We start from the raw sequence: 15,542 nt of genomic DNA on the forward strand, positions 1-15,542 counted from the left end.
CAACAACTCAAGCGCCCCGGTTCGCCGGGGCGTTTTTGTTGCGCTAGGGATCCGCAGCGCCTGCGCTGGAGCCGGTTGACCCGGACGCAAGGCCGGAGTGATCTGCGTCTCCCTGGGGAACGTGCCATGAAGAACCTTCTCACCGACGTCACGGGCGTCCGCGTCGGTCACGCGGATGACCGAGCGCTAGGCTCCGGCGTCACTACGATTTTGTTCGATAATCCTGCGGTTGCCGCTATCGATGTGCGCGGCGGCGGACCCGGCATACGCGAAGGTGCGCTGCTCGACCCGGTTAACGTCGTTGAAAAGGTTGACGCCATCGCGCTCTCCGGCGGTTCGGCGTTCGGGCTCGAAGCGGCTGACGGAGTCCAGGCGTGGCTCGCCGAACAGGGCCGCGGCTTCCGGATCCGCGAGGCCATCGTTCCGATCGTTCCGGGCGCGATCTGCTTCGATCTGTTGAACGGCGGCAACAAGCACTGGGGTCGCTTCGCTCCCTACCGCGATCTCGGCTACGCCGCGGCGGCGGCGGCAAGTACAAGCTTCGCACTCGGCAGTGTCGGAGCCGGCCTCGGCGCCAGCGTGGCCAATCTGAAGGGTGGACTCGGTTCCGCCTCGGCCAAAACCGAAGATGGGGTTTGCGTCGGCGCCATTGCGGTGGTCAATGCCGTCGGCACGACCACGATTGGTGATGGCCCGTGGTTCTGGGCGGCGCCATTTGAAATTGACGCCGAATTTGGCGGTCGTGGCATGCCCGCATCTTTCACGTCCGACATGCTGAAGATGCGCTTGAAAGGCGGCGCAGCCGCCAACGCGTCGGAAAATACCACCCTTGCGGTGGTCGTGACCGATGCTGCGCTCACCAAGCCGCAGGCGCAGCGGCTCGCCATGATTGCGCAGACCGGATTTGCGCGCGCGATCTATCCCGTGCATGCACCGCTCGATGGTGATGTGGTTTTCGCGGCCGCAACTGGGGAAAAGGCAATTGATCCGCTGATCGGCCTCACTGAACTCGGCATGGTCGCAGCCAATGCGGTCGCCCGCGCCATCGCGCGCGGTGTGTTTGCCGCAACCGCGCTGCCCTTCCCCGGCGCATTACCGGCCTGGAAGGATCGCTTCGGCTAGAGCGGGTACTCAAAAATCAGCCGATGCAAGCGCAGCAATATCCGCTTTTCCCTCCAAAGCAGAAGTCGCAGCAGCGCAGGGGCATGTCCGCTAAGGGGCCAAACTCAGACATGCGGCCTATGTCATCCAGCAAAAGAAAAGCCGCCTCGCGGCGGCCTCTCAAATCAAATCCGGAGATCAGGCTGCGACCATCGCGCTGTTCCTCCGTCGATGCGCCATGAAGCCGAGGCCGCAGAAGCCAAGGAGCATCATCGCCCAGGTGGAGGGTTCGGGGACACCATCGACCGGAGTGGCGGCAGTGCTGGAGTAGTCGTGTCCACTGCCCGCCACGAAGGTATATCCTTCTGGTGCATCGAAAAAGATGTGAACCGAATGCCCGAAATCGGCAGCGGAGGTAGGAGTGCCCCCACTAACTGAAGTTGCGTCAGCAAAAACGTTGATGTAGGCGAGAAAATTTACCGTCTGTCCGACAGTAAAGGTCACATTGGTGATACCGGCGCTAAGAATGTTGTTCCCCACCACAAACTCCACGCCATCGGGGCCGATCCCTCCATTTCCACTGAAGGTGCCAGTGATCTGATAGGTCACCGGGATACTAACGGTCCCTTGAAATACATTTGAAAACACAGTCCCCGTGTCTAAAAATTCCGCTCCCGCGTTTGCGGAAATAAATCCCTGCGTGCCGACCGGACTGGAACTTTGCGAAAACGCCGTCGCCTTCAACACGCCAAAATCTGCGAAAGCACCAGCGGTTCCGCTCATGCCACCGCCACCGCCTGCCGAAGAGGCCGTGGACGAGCCTAGCAGCGTTACACTGTCTGGATTGATCACCGTCGAGGATATGGAAGTGTTGTTTGCATCTAGGCCGCGAACTGAACTCGTTGCGCAGGAGCCAGGCGAGTCAAGAGAGCAAACGTTGGCGTTCGCCGATAACGAAAAACAGCCAATAAGAGAGAACAAACAGCCTAAAACCTTAGCAAAGAATACTGATTGCCTACGCATTTCTGGTACTCCCACAAGTTGAATTACACAAAGGGCTCAATTATCCGGCCAAGTTCGTAGCAGGAAGCGGCAAAGAAAAGTCCCGGAACCGCTTTTCAATTCACTCCTGATAAAATGGCGGCCGTCGCCATGGGCTTTGCCTTGCGCCGATATGCCATGAAGCCGACCCCAGCGAAGCCGATCAGCATCATTGCCCATGTGGAGGGTTCGGGGACATCTGTCAGTTCAAACGCAGACCAAGCTCTTCTACAAGGCGCCTCTGCTTCTCAATTTGACCGAGTGCGAAGGCACGAAAATCCGTGCTGTCGAGATAGTGAGTCTCCTGATGGAAGTTCGCGATCGCAGCGGCGAATCGCGGCTGATCCATCGCTGCCTTGAAAGCGTCGTGAAGCGTTGCGACGACGGCCACATCCATGTCCCTTGGACCCGCAAGACCGTACGCGCCCTCTATCACGACGTCGACGCCGCTGTCGGTCAGCGTCGGTACGGATGGCCAGTAGGTGGTACGTCTCGCACCGAAAGTCGCAAGCAGCCGCAGCTCGCCCGAGTTGACCTGAGGCGCCCAGACCGACCCTGAAGCGACCGCGTGAATGTGACCACCGAGCAGCGCAGTCACCTCACCGCTTGAGAATGGAACATGAACCCACTGGATTCCTTGCCGTCGTGCCGTCAACTCCATTGTTAGATGAGCATCGCTGCCGACGCCGACAGTGCCGTAGGTGATCGTGCCTCGTCTTGCGGCATTGATCAGGTCGCCGAGTGTCAACCAGGGTGCGTCATGCCTCACGACCAGGCCGGATACGAGCTGGACGAGGCCGATGATGTAGGTGAAATCCATGCTGGGATCGAAAGTCGTCTTGCGCAAGGCGGGCGCACGCAGAACGGGAAGGCCCAATTGGCAGATCGTGTATCCGTCCGGCTTTGCAGTTGCTGCCATCTGGCCCGGCGCCAATGTTGTTCCTGCTCCGGGCCGGTTCTCGATGACAATTGGCTGGCCCAGGCGTTTCTCGGCGCTAGCTGCAAGGGTCCGCAGGATCACATCTACGGATGATCCGGGACCCAGCGGCACGATCAACGTCAGGGGTCGCGCGGGGAAATTTGTGGCGTGTGCACGAGGCGACGGGCTCAATAGAGATGCCCCAAGGCCAATGAGGAAATTTCTCCGATCGAGACTCATGGCTGGACTCCTACGCACGTATTTCGTCAAGCGCCACAGTGGCCGGATTGTAGTCGAAGAACGTATCCAGCAGACGCGTGTCTTCTGCGTCCCGGTGCGCGTCAAAGCTGTCCACGAATGCTCTCTGCAGCGCATCGCCGCGCGCGAGAGACTGGCGCTGGGCCGCATCGGCACGCGCTCTCCGGGCTCGCTCGTAGCTGGCGAGCGCCTGCGGCAGGTCGCAAGCTCCCGCGACGCAACGAGCGAGCACGACTCCGTCCTCGATCGCCAACGCCGCTCCTTGCCCGAGAAACGGCGACATCGGATGCGCGGCGTCGCCGAGCAGGGTGGCACGGCCGGCGCTCCATGTCGCGAGTGGCGGCCGATCGTGCAGACCCCACTTGAACAGTGTGGTGGTCTCGATTGTTTTGATCAGGTCGCGGACCTCGCCATTGAAGTCGGCGTATCGCTCCAGAAGTTCAGGTACGCTTGCGTGAACGGTCCAGCTCTCCTCTTGCCAAGCGGGCTGCCGTGCGATCGCGACGACGTTCATGAAAGCGTTCTTACGCAAGGGATACGACAGGAACAGTCGGCCCGGGCCTAGGTGCATGGACCGCCGATAGTCGTAGCCATTGGGAAGGCGCGTACTCGGGACTAGCGCACGGAAGGCAACTTGACCCGTATAGCCCACCGGTTCGCGGCCATGCAGCGCCTCGCGGACCACGGACCGGCATCCGTCTGCGCCGATCAGAGCGTCAGCCTTAGCGCAAGCGCCGTTCGCAAAGCGCACGACGACGCCATCTTGATCCTGCGACAAATCAGTGAAGACGTGCCCGCAGTGGACACAGTCAGGGTCATTGGCCAGCACGGCCGCGAGCAGCGCGCGATGCAGGTCCGCGCGATGAACGTAGTAGACGCCAGCGCCGTATCTAGCCGTGTACACCTCCGCCGGCGGTCGTCTCTGGAGCACCTCGCCGGTGCGGTAGTGTCGATACTCGTGCCCGCGCGACCGGCTAGATGATTCCGTGACCTGGTCACCGACACCGAGAAAATTTAGCCCCTGGATGGCATTCGGTGTCATCACGACGCCGGCGCCGAATTCGGTTGCTGCCCTCGCGCGCTCATAGAGCGATGCGCGAACACCGTGCCGCTGAAGCGCCAAGGCCGCGCTCAACCCTCCAATTCCGGCCCCAACGACGAGGACGTGTCGAACCGGATACTTCGCCAGACTTCGCACCATCGTTTGCCAGACCTGACTTCACCGACGAAGCTGTTCGTAAGCGGAATTATCTTGACCGAAAAAGATAATTAGTATATTGATCATCAATAATCAGATTGTCAATAGGCTGACGAGTGGCCACGCGCGGACCTGCATCCCGGAGTACTTATGAGCGGCCGCCGCTGGTACGCCGGGCGCCGTTCCCGCTTGCGCGTCGCTTCCTGCAGATTTGCACGGCAGTGGTTGCGGAGCCGCTCGCGAGCGAAGGCCTCATGCCGCTTGATATGGGCGTCCTCGCCTATCTTAATCAGCAAAATGGCGAGCCCGACATTGACCAGAACGGCCTGGCCGCTCGGCTTGGCATCGACCGCTACAGCGCAAGCTTGCTGGTAGAGCGGCTCGAAAAGGAAGGCATTGTGGATCGGCGGGTGAACGGAGCCGATCGGCGAGCTCGCTTACTACGGCTGACTGCGCGGGGCGAAAGGCTCTATGCCCGTCTTCGCGCGCCGGTGGTCGCGAAACAAATGGCGCTTCTCGCGCCACTCTCCACGAAGGAGCAGGAACTGTTTCTGGATTTTCTGGTGCGCATTGTCGAGGCCAATCACGCGCTGGCCCGGCCGGGTGCAGGGCGACGAAAGCCGGTGAGGCGCGCAGAGATCAAAGTATGTTCTCCTCGAACTGGCGCGTGAGCTCACCACTGTACAAGCTACTTGCCAGAAGCTATCGGTCTTGTCCGCTATGGGTCATTCGCGTCGATCTCGGCATGTCCGCGATAGGTCTGCTTCTTCCCCGGTAGCGACCGTACAGCAGACATTGCGGGAGGTCTCAAATGGGCCACGAACGGACTCATATAGGTCGCGAGAAGCATGTTTACTCGATCACCTCGTCGGCGGGTCGGCTGTTCGACCGGCAAGTCCGCAGGCTTTGCGCCGCGCAATATCTTGTCGGCATAACCGGCGGCCTTGCGGAAATAGTCCGGGAAATCTTGTCCGTAGGATATGAGTAAGCCGTACGGGACTATTTCCGCTTGAAAGCCGATGGTCGGAATTCCATGGGCAAGCGCCGACGCGCCGACACGGGCCCGCTCATTGAAAAAGATCGGTCCGCTGACAATGACACCGTCCACGTGGTCGCTCTTTGCCTGTGCGAATGCCGGTTCGATAGCGTCGGGTATTGGAATCGCGACCGAACGAAACGAAAGTCCGAGCGTCTTGGTCGCCGCTGCGTAGGCCGGAATCATGCGCGGCTGCATGATCGAATATTGGGGGTCAACGAACAGCGCCACGCTGGATAGGTTCGGAACGGCCTCCTTGAGCAACGCCAAGAATTTGCTTGAGAGATCAATCGTCAACAGCGAAAGCCCGGTCATGTTGCCGCCGGGATGCGCCAGACTTTCGACAAGTCCAGAGCTGACCGGGTCCGGCATAATGACAAACACAATGGGAATGGTGCTTGTGATCTGCTTCAAGGCAATAGCGCCAGCCGGTGGTACCGCGATGGCGACATCAACGCCATCTTCGATAAGCTCCTTTGCAAGGATAGGATACCGATCGATCTGCTCAGCAGGAAATTTATGCAAGAACTGGATGTTCTTGCCCTCGACATAGCCGAGATCGCTAAATGCCTTGACGAGCACGGTGAGATACTCACGTTCCTCTTCCGCGTTGCCCCCGTGCCAGAGCACGCCGACCCTCGCGATCTTGCGGCCTGGCTGTGCCGCCGCAGCCGTGCGCGTCCACAGCAATGCAGAGGTGCCGAGAAGCGCAATGAACTCGCGTCGCCTCATGTGACCTCCAACTGATCGTCAGCCGACAGCTATCTTAGTACCCCGGCGACCGACAGTTCCATAATTGAAGGCGGTCGGACAAAGATGGCAATGGCAGCTTTGGGTCATTCGCGTCGATTTCGGCATGTCGGCAATAGGTCTGCTTTTTCCCCCGTAGCGACCGTACAGCAGACATCGCGGGAGGTCTCAAATGGGCCAACAGCGGACTCATAGATAGCGAGAAGCATGGCTACTCGATCACCTCGTCGGCGGTGATGTTGTTATCAGCGGGGCCGTATGCTCCCGAACTCGGATATCGGCTCATTTGGCCGCGAAAGGGACGCAGATCTGACCCCGCCGTCCGCTGTGCTCTCGGCGCGTAGCCTTACTCGATCGGAATCATTACCGATCGTCGCCTTTGCCCGACGGCCTGAGACAGATGGCCCTTCCCATGCACATTCTCAGAATGATTTCGCCGACGCCGATAATGCGTGTCTCGCCATCGCTCGCCGTGATCTTGTTGGGCGCGTCCAGATTGATGACGTATTGTCGCCTCGTAGTGGGGTGCCAGTCGAAGAACCAATCAGCGGGCGTCGTCCGAAAATAGACTCCACTGGCGGGTAGACGCCCTGACGTCGAGCCGTCAGGGCCATGCTCAGTTATCTCGATTTCGATGTCTCGAAAGTGAATCTCTCCGTTTTCGTCAGCATAGATATTATGAATGCGCATGACTTAGCTCTGCAATTTTGGCCAAGGGATGTCGTCGTCTCAGCAAATCCCAAACGGCACAAGCGCGCACATGTTCGCTCGGGGTCCAAAAAACGACACTCGACCGCCGAGCGGACTATGGGTTGACCAAGTTGGATCGCGGGGTTGTCCCACTACCTGGTCGCGACGTCCACGCCCTTGAGGCCCTTCGCGTCAATCGCATTCTGCACCACGCCCGCCCGCTTTGCTTCATCAACGAATGTCGCGACCGAAGCTTGCGCGGCAGCAGAGCGGCCTCTCGGCAGTGCGGCGGCCACGCGAACCATCGCAAAAGCGCCCGGCACGATCGTGGCGCCCGGAAGGGCCTCGGCGGCGGGATACCCCACACCAGAGTCTGCGCCAAACACATCTGCTTTGCCGGAGCGGAGCAGTTCGGCCGCATCGGCCGCAATGGTGGGGCTGAGCGCGATACGGACAATCTCGGCCGCCTTGATCTCCCGCGTCAGCACGCGGTCGGAGGGCGCGCCGCGGATCGTGCCGATCTTCACGCCCTCCTTATCGACGGAGGCGATATCAGGAAATTGCTTTCCCGGTGCGGCGACGTAGACAAGGCTGATGACCCAAAGGTCTGGTGTGGAATCCGCTTTGTCTATAGGAGCAAGGACGCGCGGTCCGATCGCGATGTCCCATTCATCCTTGCCGAAGCTTTGTAGATAGGCCTCGGGGTTCGCATACATCACCGGTTCAACCGTCGCGCCGAGCTTTTGGCCGATGAAGTGCGCGATGGGCTCAGCCACGCCGCCGAGAACCGTGATTGCAATCATGCCAACCCGCAGTTTCCCACCTGGCGCGATCTCAGAGGCGGGTGCTGTCTGCCCAAATGCTATGCTGGACATGCTTGCAAACAATGCGATCGAGAGGAAAACCCGACTCATTCGAATGCTCCTCGGCTGACAGGAATGTGCCTGCCGACCATACACCAGCTCATCAACGCCTGGGCATCATTTCCGGGGGTTGGGCCTCTCGTTGGCTCCGCAGCATAGTGCTGGCCGCGTCGCTCTGAGGAGCGTCCGCTTCTAAAGCGGGTACACGCCCTAGATTTACATGCTTGCCGACGATCGATCCGCTAGTCCTGTTCAGACGTTGAGAGCGAGCGAGTTGGTTGCTCCGGATGAAATCGCCTGCGCCTCGCGCGCAATCATCTTCTCGATGAAATTGTAGGAGGATGTGGCGTTGCCCGTGGCTGTCTGCGCGGCCGGCGATGTCAGCGTCACCGCCGATCCGTCAGCATAGGTCACCGAGGTCGTGGTTGAACCGTCACTGTTCGTTACCGAACTAGACGATGCTCCGCTCAAAGCCTGCAGCAACGGATCGGAGCTTGAATCCGCAGACGCTGACCCTGTTGCATCCCTTGATCCCCCTGCCCCCGTGGTGTGATGGGAGTGATGGTGACCGTTGCCTCCCTTCAATGCCGAGGCGATTTCGCCGAGGCTGACGGCGCCATCGCCGTTTTTGTCGAGCTTGCCGAAAACGTCATCGGCCTGCGCGAGATTGGTGCCGCCTGCGCCAAGCGCGTCTTCAAATTCCGCCTTGTCGATTTTGCCATCATTGTTGGCGTCGATCTGCGAGAACAGGTGGTTCAACGCAGCCGATCGGCTGGTCGTCGATCCCGCTGCTGTCGTGGACTGGCCTTGCGCTGCGAGCAATGCGCTCATCGTCTCCGGCGATATCTGCGTAAATCCGTTTCCGCCGGTCGGCGGGCTCGGATTCGCAGAAGCCGCGGAACCATTCGATACGTCGAGTGGGCTGGTCGGATTCTGGCTGAAGCCGGTGGTTTGTGGTGACGACGACTTCGATTTGGTCAGTGATTGCAGGGCATCCATCGCGGACGACAGCGCACCGAGGGCGAGCAGCATGGCAGAACTCCGAGAGGTACCGCGACGTGCGGCCTCCAATTCGTGTCAGCAAACACCGTGCCATGACACAAACCCAACAAAACATGCCATTTCATGCAGCCGTCGGTTGCACGCGCGCTCGGCAATTGATGCCGTCGCGGCAATAATTTCCCCTCTCGGGGGGCTCATCCGCTCGGATTGCGGGTCGGATTGCCCCGGGCGCGGCCGCATGTTACCCGGAACACCTTCCGCACGTTCGAATGGTTCGGGAAAAGCGCACATGTCCGCTCAATTTGCGTCACGGCCTCTGGTCATCGCGCCCTCGATCCTGGCTTCGGATTTCGCCAAACTCGGCGAAGAAGTCCGCGCGGTCGATGCCGCCGGTGCTGACTGGATCCATCTCGATGTGATGGACGGGCATTTTGTGCCGAACATTTCCTACGGCCCTGACGTCATCAAGGCGATGCGTCCGCACACCAGCAAGATCTTCGACGCGCACCTGATGATCGCGCCCTGCGATCCGTATCTGGAAGCTTTCGCCAAGGCCGGCTGCGATCACATCACCGTGCACGCCGAAGCCGGGCCGCATCTGCATCGATCACTGCAGGCGATCCGCGCGTTGGGAAAAAAGGCCGGCGTCTCGCTCAACCCGGGCACCCCGATCACTTCAATTGAATATGTCATCGACATGATCGACCTGGTGCTGGTCATGTCGGTCAATCCCGGCTTCGGTGGCCAGGCTTTTATTCCATCCGCGCTCGGCAAGATCAGCGATCTTCGCGCCATGACGGCGGGACGGCCGATCGATATCGAAGTCGATGGCGGGGTGGCGCCCGAGGTCGCCGGCCAGCTTGCCGCAGCCGGCGCGAATGCTTTCGTCGCTGGCTCCTCGGTGTTCAAGGGCGGGACGATGCAATCCTACAAGACGAATATCTCCGCCATCCGTAATGCGGCGGCAAGCGCGCGCGGCGAAGCGATCTAGGGTTACTCATAATTGATCGAGTGCAGGCGGAGTAATGTCCGCTTTTCCCTCGGTTCTGTTGCACAACTCGGGCCGAAGGCGATCGAGCCTGAGAATGCGTTTCATGTCGTCGAACCGCATCTCGAACTCCTTGCGCTCGCAGTGCGACTGCTGGAAGGTTTCCGTATGGAAACGCTGTCTCGCACACGCACTCAATGCCCGCTCAGCACTAGCGTTTTGATCGGCAGCAATAGCGCTTGGATGCGTAACAGCATGGCGTGTACGATTCCAGTAGCGTCAACTACATGCAATGCAAAGCTCTTGAATGCCCCCACTTTGCCTGAGGCGATCCTCTCGTGGTTGCTGGTATAGGCATTGGCAATGCAACTGCTGCCGGGAGTCACGCCCTCCAGGCCTCCCTTGTAAATCGGCTCCATGATAACGAGCACCGTACCCGGCCGCACCGTGTTCTGCGCTTCGAGCAATTGCTCCCCGCCCCTGAACTGGCCGGCTGCGATGTAGTCCTGCACGCTCGTGATGATCATTGGAATGATCGTCCAGGGCTTGGAGATGCAGGTCGCCTCGGCCACCATTCCGACTTTCAGCACCTGCGCTTCGATCTGTCCAAAGCCGGCCGTAAGGGCGCGGCGACCTGCCTCCTCTGGAATGAGGATGCCGGCCGACCGCATCACCGGATTGACGATATCGCCCGGCCGCAGCAGAAACTGTTCGATGCGTCCATCCACACCGGCGCGAATGTAGGTCTTATCCAGATCGACTTGGGCTTCGGCCATCGCCGCCTCAGCGCTCGCCTTCTCGGCCGGGAGGAGCGCGCTCAACCTCGTCTTCACCGATTCCTTCGAGGCCGTCGCGGCGTCGAGGGAACCTTGGCGGCCAGCAACGGCCACTTCCAGCTTTTCTATATCGCGCTGCGGCACAATGCCGGGATTGCGCCTCTGCAATTCGCGCTTGGTGTCGAGTTCGTCCGCCGCCTGCTGCACCGCGCCTTTTGCCTCCTGAAGCTGGCCTTCCGCTTTCAGAGTATCGGCCTGTGCAGACAGCATCGCGGCATCGACCTCCACGATCTTGCGCTTGGCCGTCAGCAGCGACGCTTCCTGCTTCGAGTTGTCGAGCCTGAAGATCACGTCGCCCTTCTTCACGGGTGCGCTGAAATCAACGTGCACCTCCGCCACGCGGCCATTGGTTTCAGGAACAATTGGAACGGTACGGTAGTACAACGTCGCCGACGAGGTCGACGGGTGATAGTAGAAGATCATCGTGATCAGCGCGACGGTGAGCATCAAGCAGGCGATAATGCCGAACCGCAGCTGGAACCATACCGAATACAGCGTGATCTCGTGGCCCAGACGTTTCCCCTGCCGGTAGCGGCGATAGAGATAGTCTGGAAAAATCGTCAGCAGCGAGCAGAGAAGCAGCTCAAGCATGGCCCTGCACCTCGCTCTTCACGACGTCCGGCTTCACCGCGTCGCCGTGGCCGGCCGCAACATGCGGCGGCTCGGTCCGGTCATCTTTCGCCAACTTCTCGACTGATCCCGCAATCCGACGCAGCGGCGTGCCGAAATCCGGCAAGTCGATCATCGCGAGCAGTAGGCCGATCACCCAAAAGAGGTGATTATGGGTAAACAGCGACAGCAGGCCCAACACCGCCACAACCTCGAACTGAAGCTTTTGCGACTTGTGCGCCATACGCTCCGGGAGCGAATGCAGATGCAGGTAGATGTTGGCTACAGCCACGACGGCAGCAATGAGGACGATGCCGACGAGAATCATCAACACGTCGGTGTCGCCGGGGGCGGTGATAAAGCCTGGAAGATGATGGGGCGCGGCTGGATGGAGTTCGCTCATGCCACTCCTCCGAAAGCATACTCGGCTCTTACATAGTTCCATATTGTTGAAACTTGGCAAGCCGGATGTTGCCCAGCCGGGCCTCTCAAAACGCCCATTAGGGTCAGGACGCCGGTCAAACGGCCGGGCTACGTCCGCGCTGGGTCAAATCCGGAAGTGGCGTCGGTTGGGCTCACCTCGGTAGCCCGCGGTGATCGAGCTTGAAAGCGAAAAGCAAGATGGGCTGGGGCCACCAATGGTCGCAGCACCGATGCCATCATAAATCTTTTCAGGCGATGATATTGATGATTTGATTGTGACATAGCGAAAACAAGCCGGCGGCGCTCGCAAGAGGAACTCGAGCCGGGTTATTTCTTGCTGCTGCATGCTGCTGAGCCATGTTGGTCCGCATTTACGACCTCGGAGGCAGTACAATGACCATTAGGCCTGACCCGACGTTCCATGCATCTCCAAAGCTTGCGATGGAAGCTCCGCCCGAGCGCTTCGCCTACACTTTGCTCCTGAGCGGGGACTTCTCAAAACCCGACGCGCTTGCAGTGATCGATGCAGCGCCGGGCTCTGCGACCTACAGCCAGATCATCCATACCGTGACGATGCCGAACAAGGGCGACGAGTTTCACCATTTCGGTTGGAACGCCTGCTCGTCCGCTTTGTCGCCACTCGCCGGGCACGCTTTCCTCGAGCGGCGTTACCTGATCATTCCGGGGATCCGATCGTCTCGAATCTATATCGTCGACACGAAGCCTGATCCGACCAAGGCGAAGATTCACAAGATCATCGAGCCCGAGGAAATTTTCAAAAAGACCGGTTACTCACGCCCTCACACCATCCATTGCGGGCCGGATGGAATCTACGTCAGCACTTTGGGCGGAGGCGGCAAGGACGGAACGGATGGACCGCCCGGCATCTTCATCATGGACTGTGAGACATTCGATGTCCTCGGACGCTGGGAGATCGATCGCGGTCCGCAAAAACTGCACTATGATTTCTGGTGGAATTTGCCACGGGATTACATGGTGACCAGCGAGTGGGCGCTACCGCCGCAATTTGAGAATGGGATCGTGCCGGAGGACCTGCTCTCGAACAAGTATGGTCACAGCATCCATTTCTGGGATCTGCGGGGTCGACGAAATGTCCAGACGATCGATCTCGGCGCCAATCATCAAATGGCGCTCGAAGTGCGTCCAGCGCATGACCCGGTTCGCGAGTATGGCTTCGTAGGTGTCGTCGTCGACACCACCAATCTCGAAGGCTCGATCTGGACCTGGTGGCGGGACGGCGGCAAGTTTCACATCGAGAAGACCGCGACGATACCGGCCGAACCCGCGCCAACCGACCAACTGCCGCCGCTCCTGCAAGGCTTCGGTGCAGTGCCGCCGCTGGTGACCGACATCGACTTGTCGATGGATGACAGGTTCCTGTACGTCTCCTGCTGGGGCACCGGGGAGATGCGTCAGTACGACGTCACTGATCCGAAAAAGCCGAGGCTTGCTGGATCTGTCCGCATCGGCGGCATTGCCGCCCGCAAACCTCACCCGAACGGGAAGCCGTATGCAGGCGGTCCGCAGATGGTGGAAATCAGCCGCGACGGCAAGCGAGTATATTGGACCAACTCGCTCTACTCGACCTGGGACGATCAATTCTACCCGAAGGGAATACCGGGGGTCGAAGTGATGGCCAATGCGAACCCGAGTGGAGGGCTTGAATTGGCAAGGGATTACTGCGTGAGCTTCCCGGAAGGATACAGGGCGCATCAGATCAGGCTCGATGGTGGCGACTGTTCGACGGATTCATTCTGCTATCCGTCGGTTTGAATTTGAGCGCAGCCGGCTGGACACCTGCCTGGCTTTGGCTGGCGGTTGTCGCGAGCGGGCTCTACCATGGCATAAATCCGGGTATGGGTTGGCCGCTCGCGGTTTCGGCCGGCCTCATGGAGCGAAGTTCGCGTGCGTTGCTGACTGCGCTATGCCCATTAGCGGCCGGCCATTTCCTCGCGATGGTGGTGGTTATCCTGCCGTTCGCATTGCTGGTCGCGATAGTCGATTGGCAGCATCAGATACAGATCGGCGCAAGCCTGCTCGTGATCGGATTCGGAATTTTCCGCTATATCGACCGCAGGCATCCGCGAGTCCTGGCGCGCATACGGCCGACCCAATTGGGGCTCTGGTCTTTCGCCGTGGCGATCGCCCACGGCGCGGGACTGATGCTCGTTCCGATCTATCTCGGGCTCTGCCGGGTGTCCGACCTCAACAACGGCGATCAAGCGGCCGGGGTCCTCATGAGCGCCAATCTCGGCATGGCCGTGCTGGTAGCCATCGTCCACGCCACCGCGATGATCGTTGCTGGCGGCTGCTCAGCCTTGCTGGTCTATCGATATCTTGGCCTCAAATTCATTTCCCGCAGCTGGTTCAATCTGGATGCGGTCTGGGCCCTCAGCCTCATGCTTGTGGGAGCGACTGCGCTGATGCTCAATCTATGGCAAACGAGCTGATGACCAGCGATATTCGGCGGCATTGCTGCAAGCCGTGAGATCTGTGGCTGGTCCGAAGCAATCTTTGCGAAGGCCGCTTTTTCACCGTGCAGCCACCGCACGGGTGGCCTCACCGACGGTGATCTGCTAAAGCGCGGCGTAATCACCAAACCCAAGAGTCCTCGATGATTTCCCGCTACACCCGCCCGGAAATGGCCGCCATCTGGGAGGCCCAGACGCGCTTCAAGATCTGGTTCGAGATCGAGGCCCATGCGGCGGACGCGCTCGCCGAACTCGGGGTTATCCCGAAAGAGGCGGCAAAGACCATTTGGGCCAAGGCCCGCGATGTGAGCTTTGACGTCGCGCGCATCGACGAGATCGAGCGCGAGACCAAGCACGATGTCATCGCCTTCCTGACCCATCTGGCGGAGATTGTCGGGCCCGAAGCGCGCTTCGTGCACCAGGGCATGACTTCCTCCGACGTGCTCGACACTTGCTTGAACGTGCAACTGACCCGTGCCGCTGACCTGCTTGTCGAAGATATCGATAAGGTGCTCAGGGCGCTGAAAAAGCGCGCATTCGAGCACAAGATGACGCCCACGATCGGCCGTTCACATGGCATCCATGCCGAGCCGGTGACCTTTGGGCTCAAGCTCGCCTACGCCTATGCTGAATTTACCCGTTCCCGCGAGCGGCTGATTGCCGCCCGGAAGGAAGTCGCAACCTGTGCGATTTCAGGCGCGGTGGGCACGTTCGCCCAAATCGATCCGCGGGTGGAGGAGCACGTAGCCAAGGCGATGGGGCTGACCGTGGAGCCGATCTCGACGCAGGTAATCCCACGCGATCGTCACGCGATGTATTTTGCGACGCTCGGCGTAATCGCCTCCTCGGTCGAACGGCTTGCCACGGAAATTCGCCACCTGCAGCGCACCGAAGTACTGGAGGCGGAGGAATTTTTCTCGGAGGGTCAAAAGGGCTCCTCGGCGATGCCGCACAAGCGCAACCCGGTGCTGTCGGAAAATCTCACTGGGCTGTCACGGATGGTTCGTGCCTATGTCATGCCGGCCATGGAAAACGTGGTGCTATGGCACGAACGCGACATCTCGCACTCCTCTGCCGAGCGCATGATCGCGCCAGATGCGACGGTGACACTGGATTTTGCCCTCAATCGATTAGCCGGGCTGATCGACAAGCTGTTGGTCTATCCCGCGAACATGATGAAGAATCTCGACCGTCTCGGCGGCCTGGTTCAGTCGCAACGGCTTTTGATGGCGCTGACGCAAAAAGGCGCCAGCCGCGAGGACGCCTACAAGCTGGTGCAACGGAATGCGATGCCGGTCTGGCGCGGCGAAGGCGACTTCCAGGCACTGTTGAAAGA

15 protein-coding genes and 1 pseudogene are annotated in these 15,542 nt (G+C 59.9%); 6 read left to right on the forward strand and 10 right to left on the reverse strand.

Features of this window, described 5'->3' with window-relative positions:
• Positions 1–126 precede the first annotated feature (126 nt).
• On the forward strand, positions 127–1,122 hold the full coding sequence (locus VJV58_RS18855; protein ID WP_324138882.1) for a P1 family peptidase: 996 nt from the start codon (positions 127–129) through the stop codon (positions 1,120–1,122).
• Between the two features lie 177 nt (positions 1,123–1,299).
• On the opposite strand, the gene VJV58_RS18860 is transcribed toward VJV58_RS18855, so the two are convergent.
• The 4 genes and pseudogenes from VJV58_RS18860 to VJV58_RS18870 all read right to left on the reverse strand — a co-directional run bounded on the left by VJV58_RS18860 (position 1,300) and on the right by VJV58_RS18870 (position 4,520).
• Positions 1,300–1,884: a PEPxxWA-CTERM sorting domain-containing protein gene (locus VJV58_RS18860; RefSeq protein ID WP_324138883.1), complete on the reverse strand. Its 585-nt coding sequence runs from the start codon at positions 1,882–1,884 to the stop codon at positions 1,300–1,302.
• A 335-nt stretch (positions 1,885–2,219) separates the two neighbouring features.
• A pseudogene (locus VJV58_RS22420) lies at positions 2,220–2,339 on the reverse strand (PEPxxWA-CTERM sorting domain-containing protein); the annotation flags it as partial.
• A gap of 5 nt (positions 2,340–2,344) precedes the next feature.
• A complete protein-coding gene (locus tag VJV58_RS18865; protein ID WP_324138884.1) occupies positions 2,345–3,301 on the reverse strand; it encodes a tripartite tricarboxylate transporter substrate binding protein in 957 nt (318 codons plus the stop codon).
• 10 nt (positions 3,302–3,311) lie between these two features.
• The gene (locus VJV58_RS18870) at positions 3,312–4,520 is read right to left on the reverse strand and encodes an FAD-dependent monooxygenase (RefSeq protein ID WP_324138885.1); all 1,209 of its coding nucleotides are present in this window, start codon (positions 4,518–4,520) and stop codon (positions 3,312–3,314) included.
• Between the two features lie 113 nt (positions 4,521–4,633).
• Between VJV58_RS18870 and VJV58_RS18875 the strand changes: the two genes are divergently transcribed.
• Positions 4,634–5,188, forward strand: a complete 555-nt coding sequence (locus VJV58_RS18875) for a MarR family winged helix-turn-helix transcriptional regulator (protein ID WP_324138886.1) — start codon at positions 4,634–4,636, stop codon at positions 5,186–5,188.
• A 47-nt stretch (positions 5,189–5,235) separates the two neighbouring features.
• Here the strand turns inward: VJV58_RS18875 and VJV58_RS18880 are convergent, their stop codons facing one another.
• The 4 genes from VJV58_RS18880 to VJV58_RS18895 all read right to left on the reverse strand — a co-directional run bounded on the left by VJV58_RS18880 (position 5,236) and on the right by VJV58_RS18895 (position 8,888).
• A complete protein-coding gene (locus VJV58_RS18880; protein WP_324138887.1) occupies positions 5,236–6,285 on the reverse strand; it encodes an ABC transporter substrate-binding protein in 1,050 nt (349 codons plus the stop codon).
• Positions 6,286–6,666: 381 nt separating this feature from the next.
• Complete coding sequence (locus tag VJV58_RS18885) at positions 6,667–6,993, reverse strand: hypothetical protein (protein ID WP_324138888.1); 327 nt, start codon at positions 6,991–6,993, stop codon at positions 6,667–6,669.
• A 152-nt stretch (positions 6,994–7,145) separates the two neighbouring features.
• The gene (locus VJV58_RS18890; protein WP_324138889.1) at positions 7,146–7,907 is read right to left on the reverse strand and encodes a transporter substrate-binding domain-containing protein; all 762 of its coding nucleotides are present in this window, start codon (positions 7,905–7,907) and stop codon (positions 7,146–7,148) included.
• Between the two features lie 201 nt (positions 7,908–8,108).
• Entirely contained in the window at positions 8,109–8,888 is a 780-nt protein-coding gene (locus VJV58_RS18895) for an EF-hand domain-containing protein (protein ID WP_324138890.1), read from the reverse strand.
• A 259-nt stretch (positions 8,889–9,147) separates the two neighbouring features.
• On the opposite strand from VJV58_RS18895, the gene rpe reads away from it, so the two are divergent.
• Positions 9,148–9,849, forward strand: coding sequence for a ribulose-phosphate 3-epimerase (gene rpe / locus VJV58_RS18900; protein ID WP_324138891.1), 702 nt, complete (start codon positions 9,148–9,150; stop codon positions 9,847–9,849).
• Positions 9,850–10,040: 191 nt separating this feature from the next.
• Here the strand turns inward: rpe and VJV58_RS18905 are convergent, their stop codons facing one another.
• Together VJV58_RS18905 and VJV58_RS18910 are read right to left on the reverse strand one after the other, a co-directional pair.
• A complete protein-coding gene (locus VJV58_RS18905; RefSeq protein ID WP_324138892.1) occupies positions 10,041–11,273 on the reverse strand; it encodes an HlyD family secretion protein in 1,233 nt (410 codons plus the stop codon).
• Entirely contained in the window at positions 11,266–11,694 is a 429-nt protein-coding gene (locus VJV58_RS18910; protein ID WP_324138893.1) for a hypothetical protein, read from the reverse strand. The genes VJV58_RS18905 and VJV58_RS18910 overlap by 8 nt, the downstream gene beginning before the upstream one ends.
• 413 nt (positions 11,695–12,107) lie before the next feature.
• Between VJV58_RS18910 and VJV58_RS18915 the strand changes: the two genes are divergently transcribed.
• The 3 genes from VJV58_RS18915 to purB all read left to right on the forward strand — a co-directional run.
• A complete protein-coding gene (locus VJV58_RS18915) occupies positions 12,108–13,508 on the forward strand; it encodes a selenium-binding protein SBP56-related protein (RefSeq protein WP_324138894.1) in 1,401 nt (466 codons plus the stop codon).
• Between the two features lie 2 nt (positions 13,509–13,510).
• Positions 13,511–14,185: a hypothetical protein gene (locus tag VJV58_RS18920; RefSeq protein WP_324138896.1), complete on the forward strand. Its 675-nt coding sequence runs from the start codon at positions 13,511–13,513 to the stop codon at positions 14,183–14,185.
• Between the two features lie 164 nt (positions 14,186–14,349).
• Positions 14,350–15,542 (forward strand): adenylosuccinate lyase (gene purB, locus VJV58_RS18925; protein WP_324138895.1); only part of this gene is annotated, 1,193 nt, incomplete at its 3' end.

Origin of the sequence: Bradyrhizobium sp., assembly GCF_035273305.1 — a bacterium.
Lineage (GTDB): Bacteria > Pseudomonadota > Alphaproteobacteria > Rhizobiales > Xanthobacteraceae > Bradyrhizobium.

What these genes read in the sequence shown, in the direction of transcription:
- rpe (WP_324138891.1), top strand. Translation starts at nt 9,148, where the DNA reads ATGTCCGCTCAATTTGCGTCACGGCCTCTGGTCATCGCGCCCTCGATC.
- VJV58_RS18910 (WP_324138893.1), bottom strand. Translation starts at nt 11,694, where the DNA reads ATGAGCGAACTCCATCCAGCCGCGCCCCATCATCTTCCAGGCTTTATC.
- VJV58_RS18915 (WP_324138894.1), top strand. Translation starts at nt 12,108, where the DNA reads ATGACCATTAGGCCTGACCCGACGTTCCATGCATCTCCAAAGCTTGCG.
- VJV58_RS18870 (WP_324138885.1), bottom strand. Translation starts at nt 4,520, where the DNA reads ATGGTGCGAAGTCTGGCGAAGTATCCGGTTCGACACGTCCTCGTCGTT.
- VJV58_RS18855 (WP_324138882.1), top strand. Translation starts at nt 127, where the DNA reads ATGAAGAACCTTCTCACCGACGTCACGGGCGTCCGCGTCGGTCACGCG.
- VJV58_RS18865 (WP_324138884.1), bottom strand. Translation starts at nt 3,301, where the DNA reads ATGAGTCTCGATCGGAGAAATTTCCTCATTGGCCTTGGGGCATCTCTA.
- VJV58_RS18905 (WP_324138892.1), bottom strand. Translation starts at nt 11,273, where the DNA reads ATGCTTGAGCTGCTTCTCTGCTCGCTGCTGACGATTTTTCCAGACTAT.
- VJV58_RS18895 (WP_324138890.1), bottom strand. Translation starts at nt 8,888, where the DNA reads ATGCTGCTCGCCCTCGGTGCGCTGTCGTCCGCGATGGATGCCCTGCAA.
- VJV58_RS18880 (WP_324138887.1), bottom strand. Translation starts at nt 6,285, where the DNA reads ATGAGGCGACGCGAGTTCATTGCGCTTCTCGGCACCTCTGCATTGCTG.
- VJV58_RS18885 (WP_324138888.1), bottom strand. Translation starts at nt 6,993, where the DNA reads ATGCGCATTCATAATATCTATGCTGACGAAAACGGAGAGATTCACTTT.
- VJV58_RS18890 (WP_324138889.1), bottom strand. Translation starts at nt 7,907, where the DNA reads ATGAGTCGGGTTTTCCTCTCGATCGCATTGTTTGCAAGCATGTCCAGC.
- VJV58_RS18860 (WP_324138883.1), bottom strand. Translation starts at nt 1,884, where the DNA reads ATGAGCGGAACCGCTGGTGCTTTCGCAGATTTTGGCGTGTTGAAGGCG.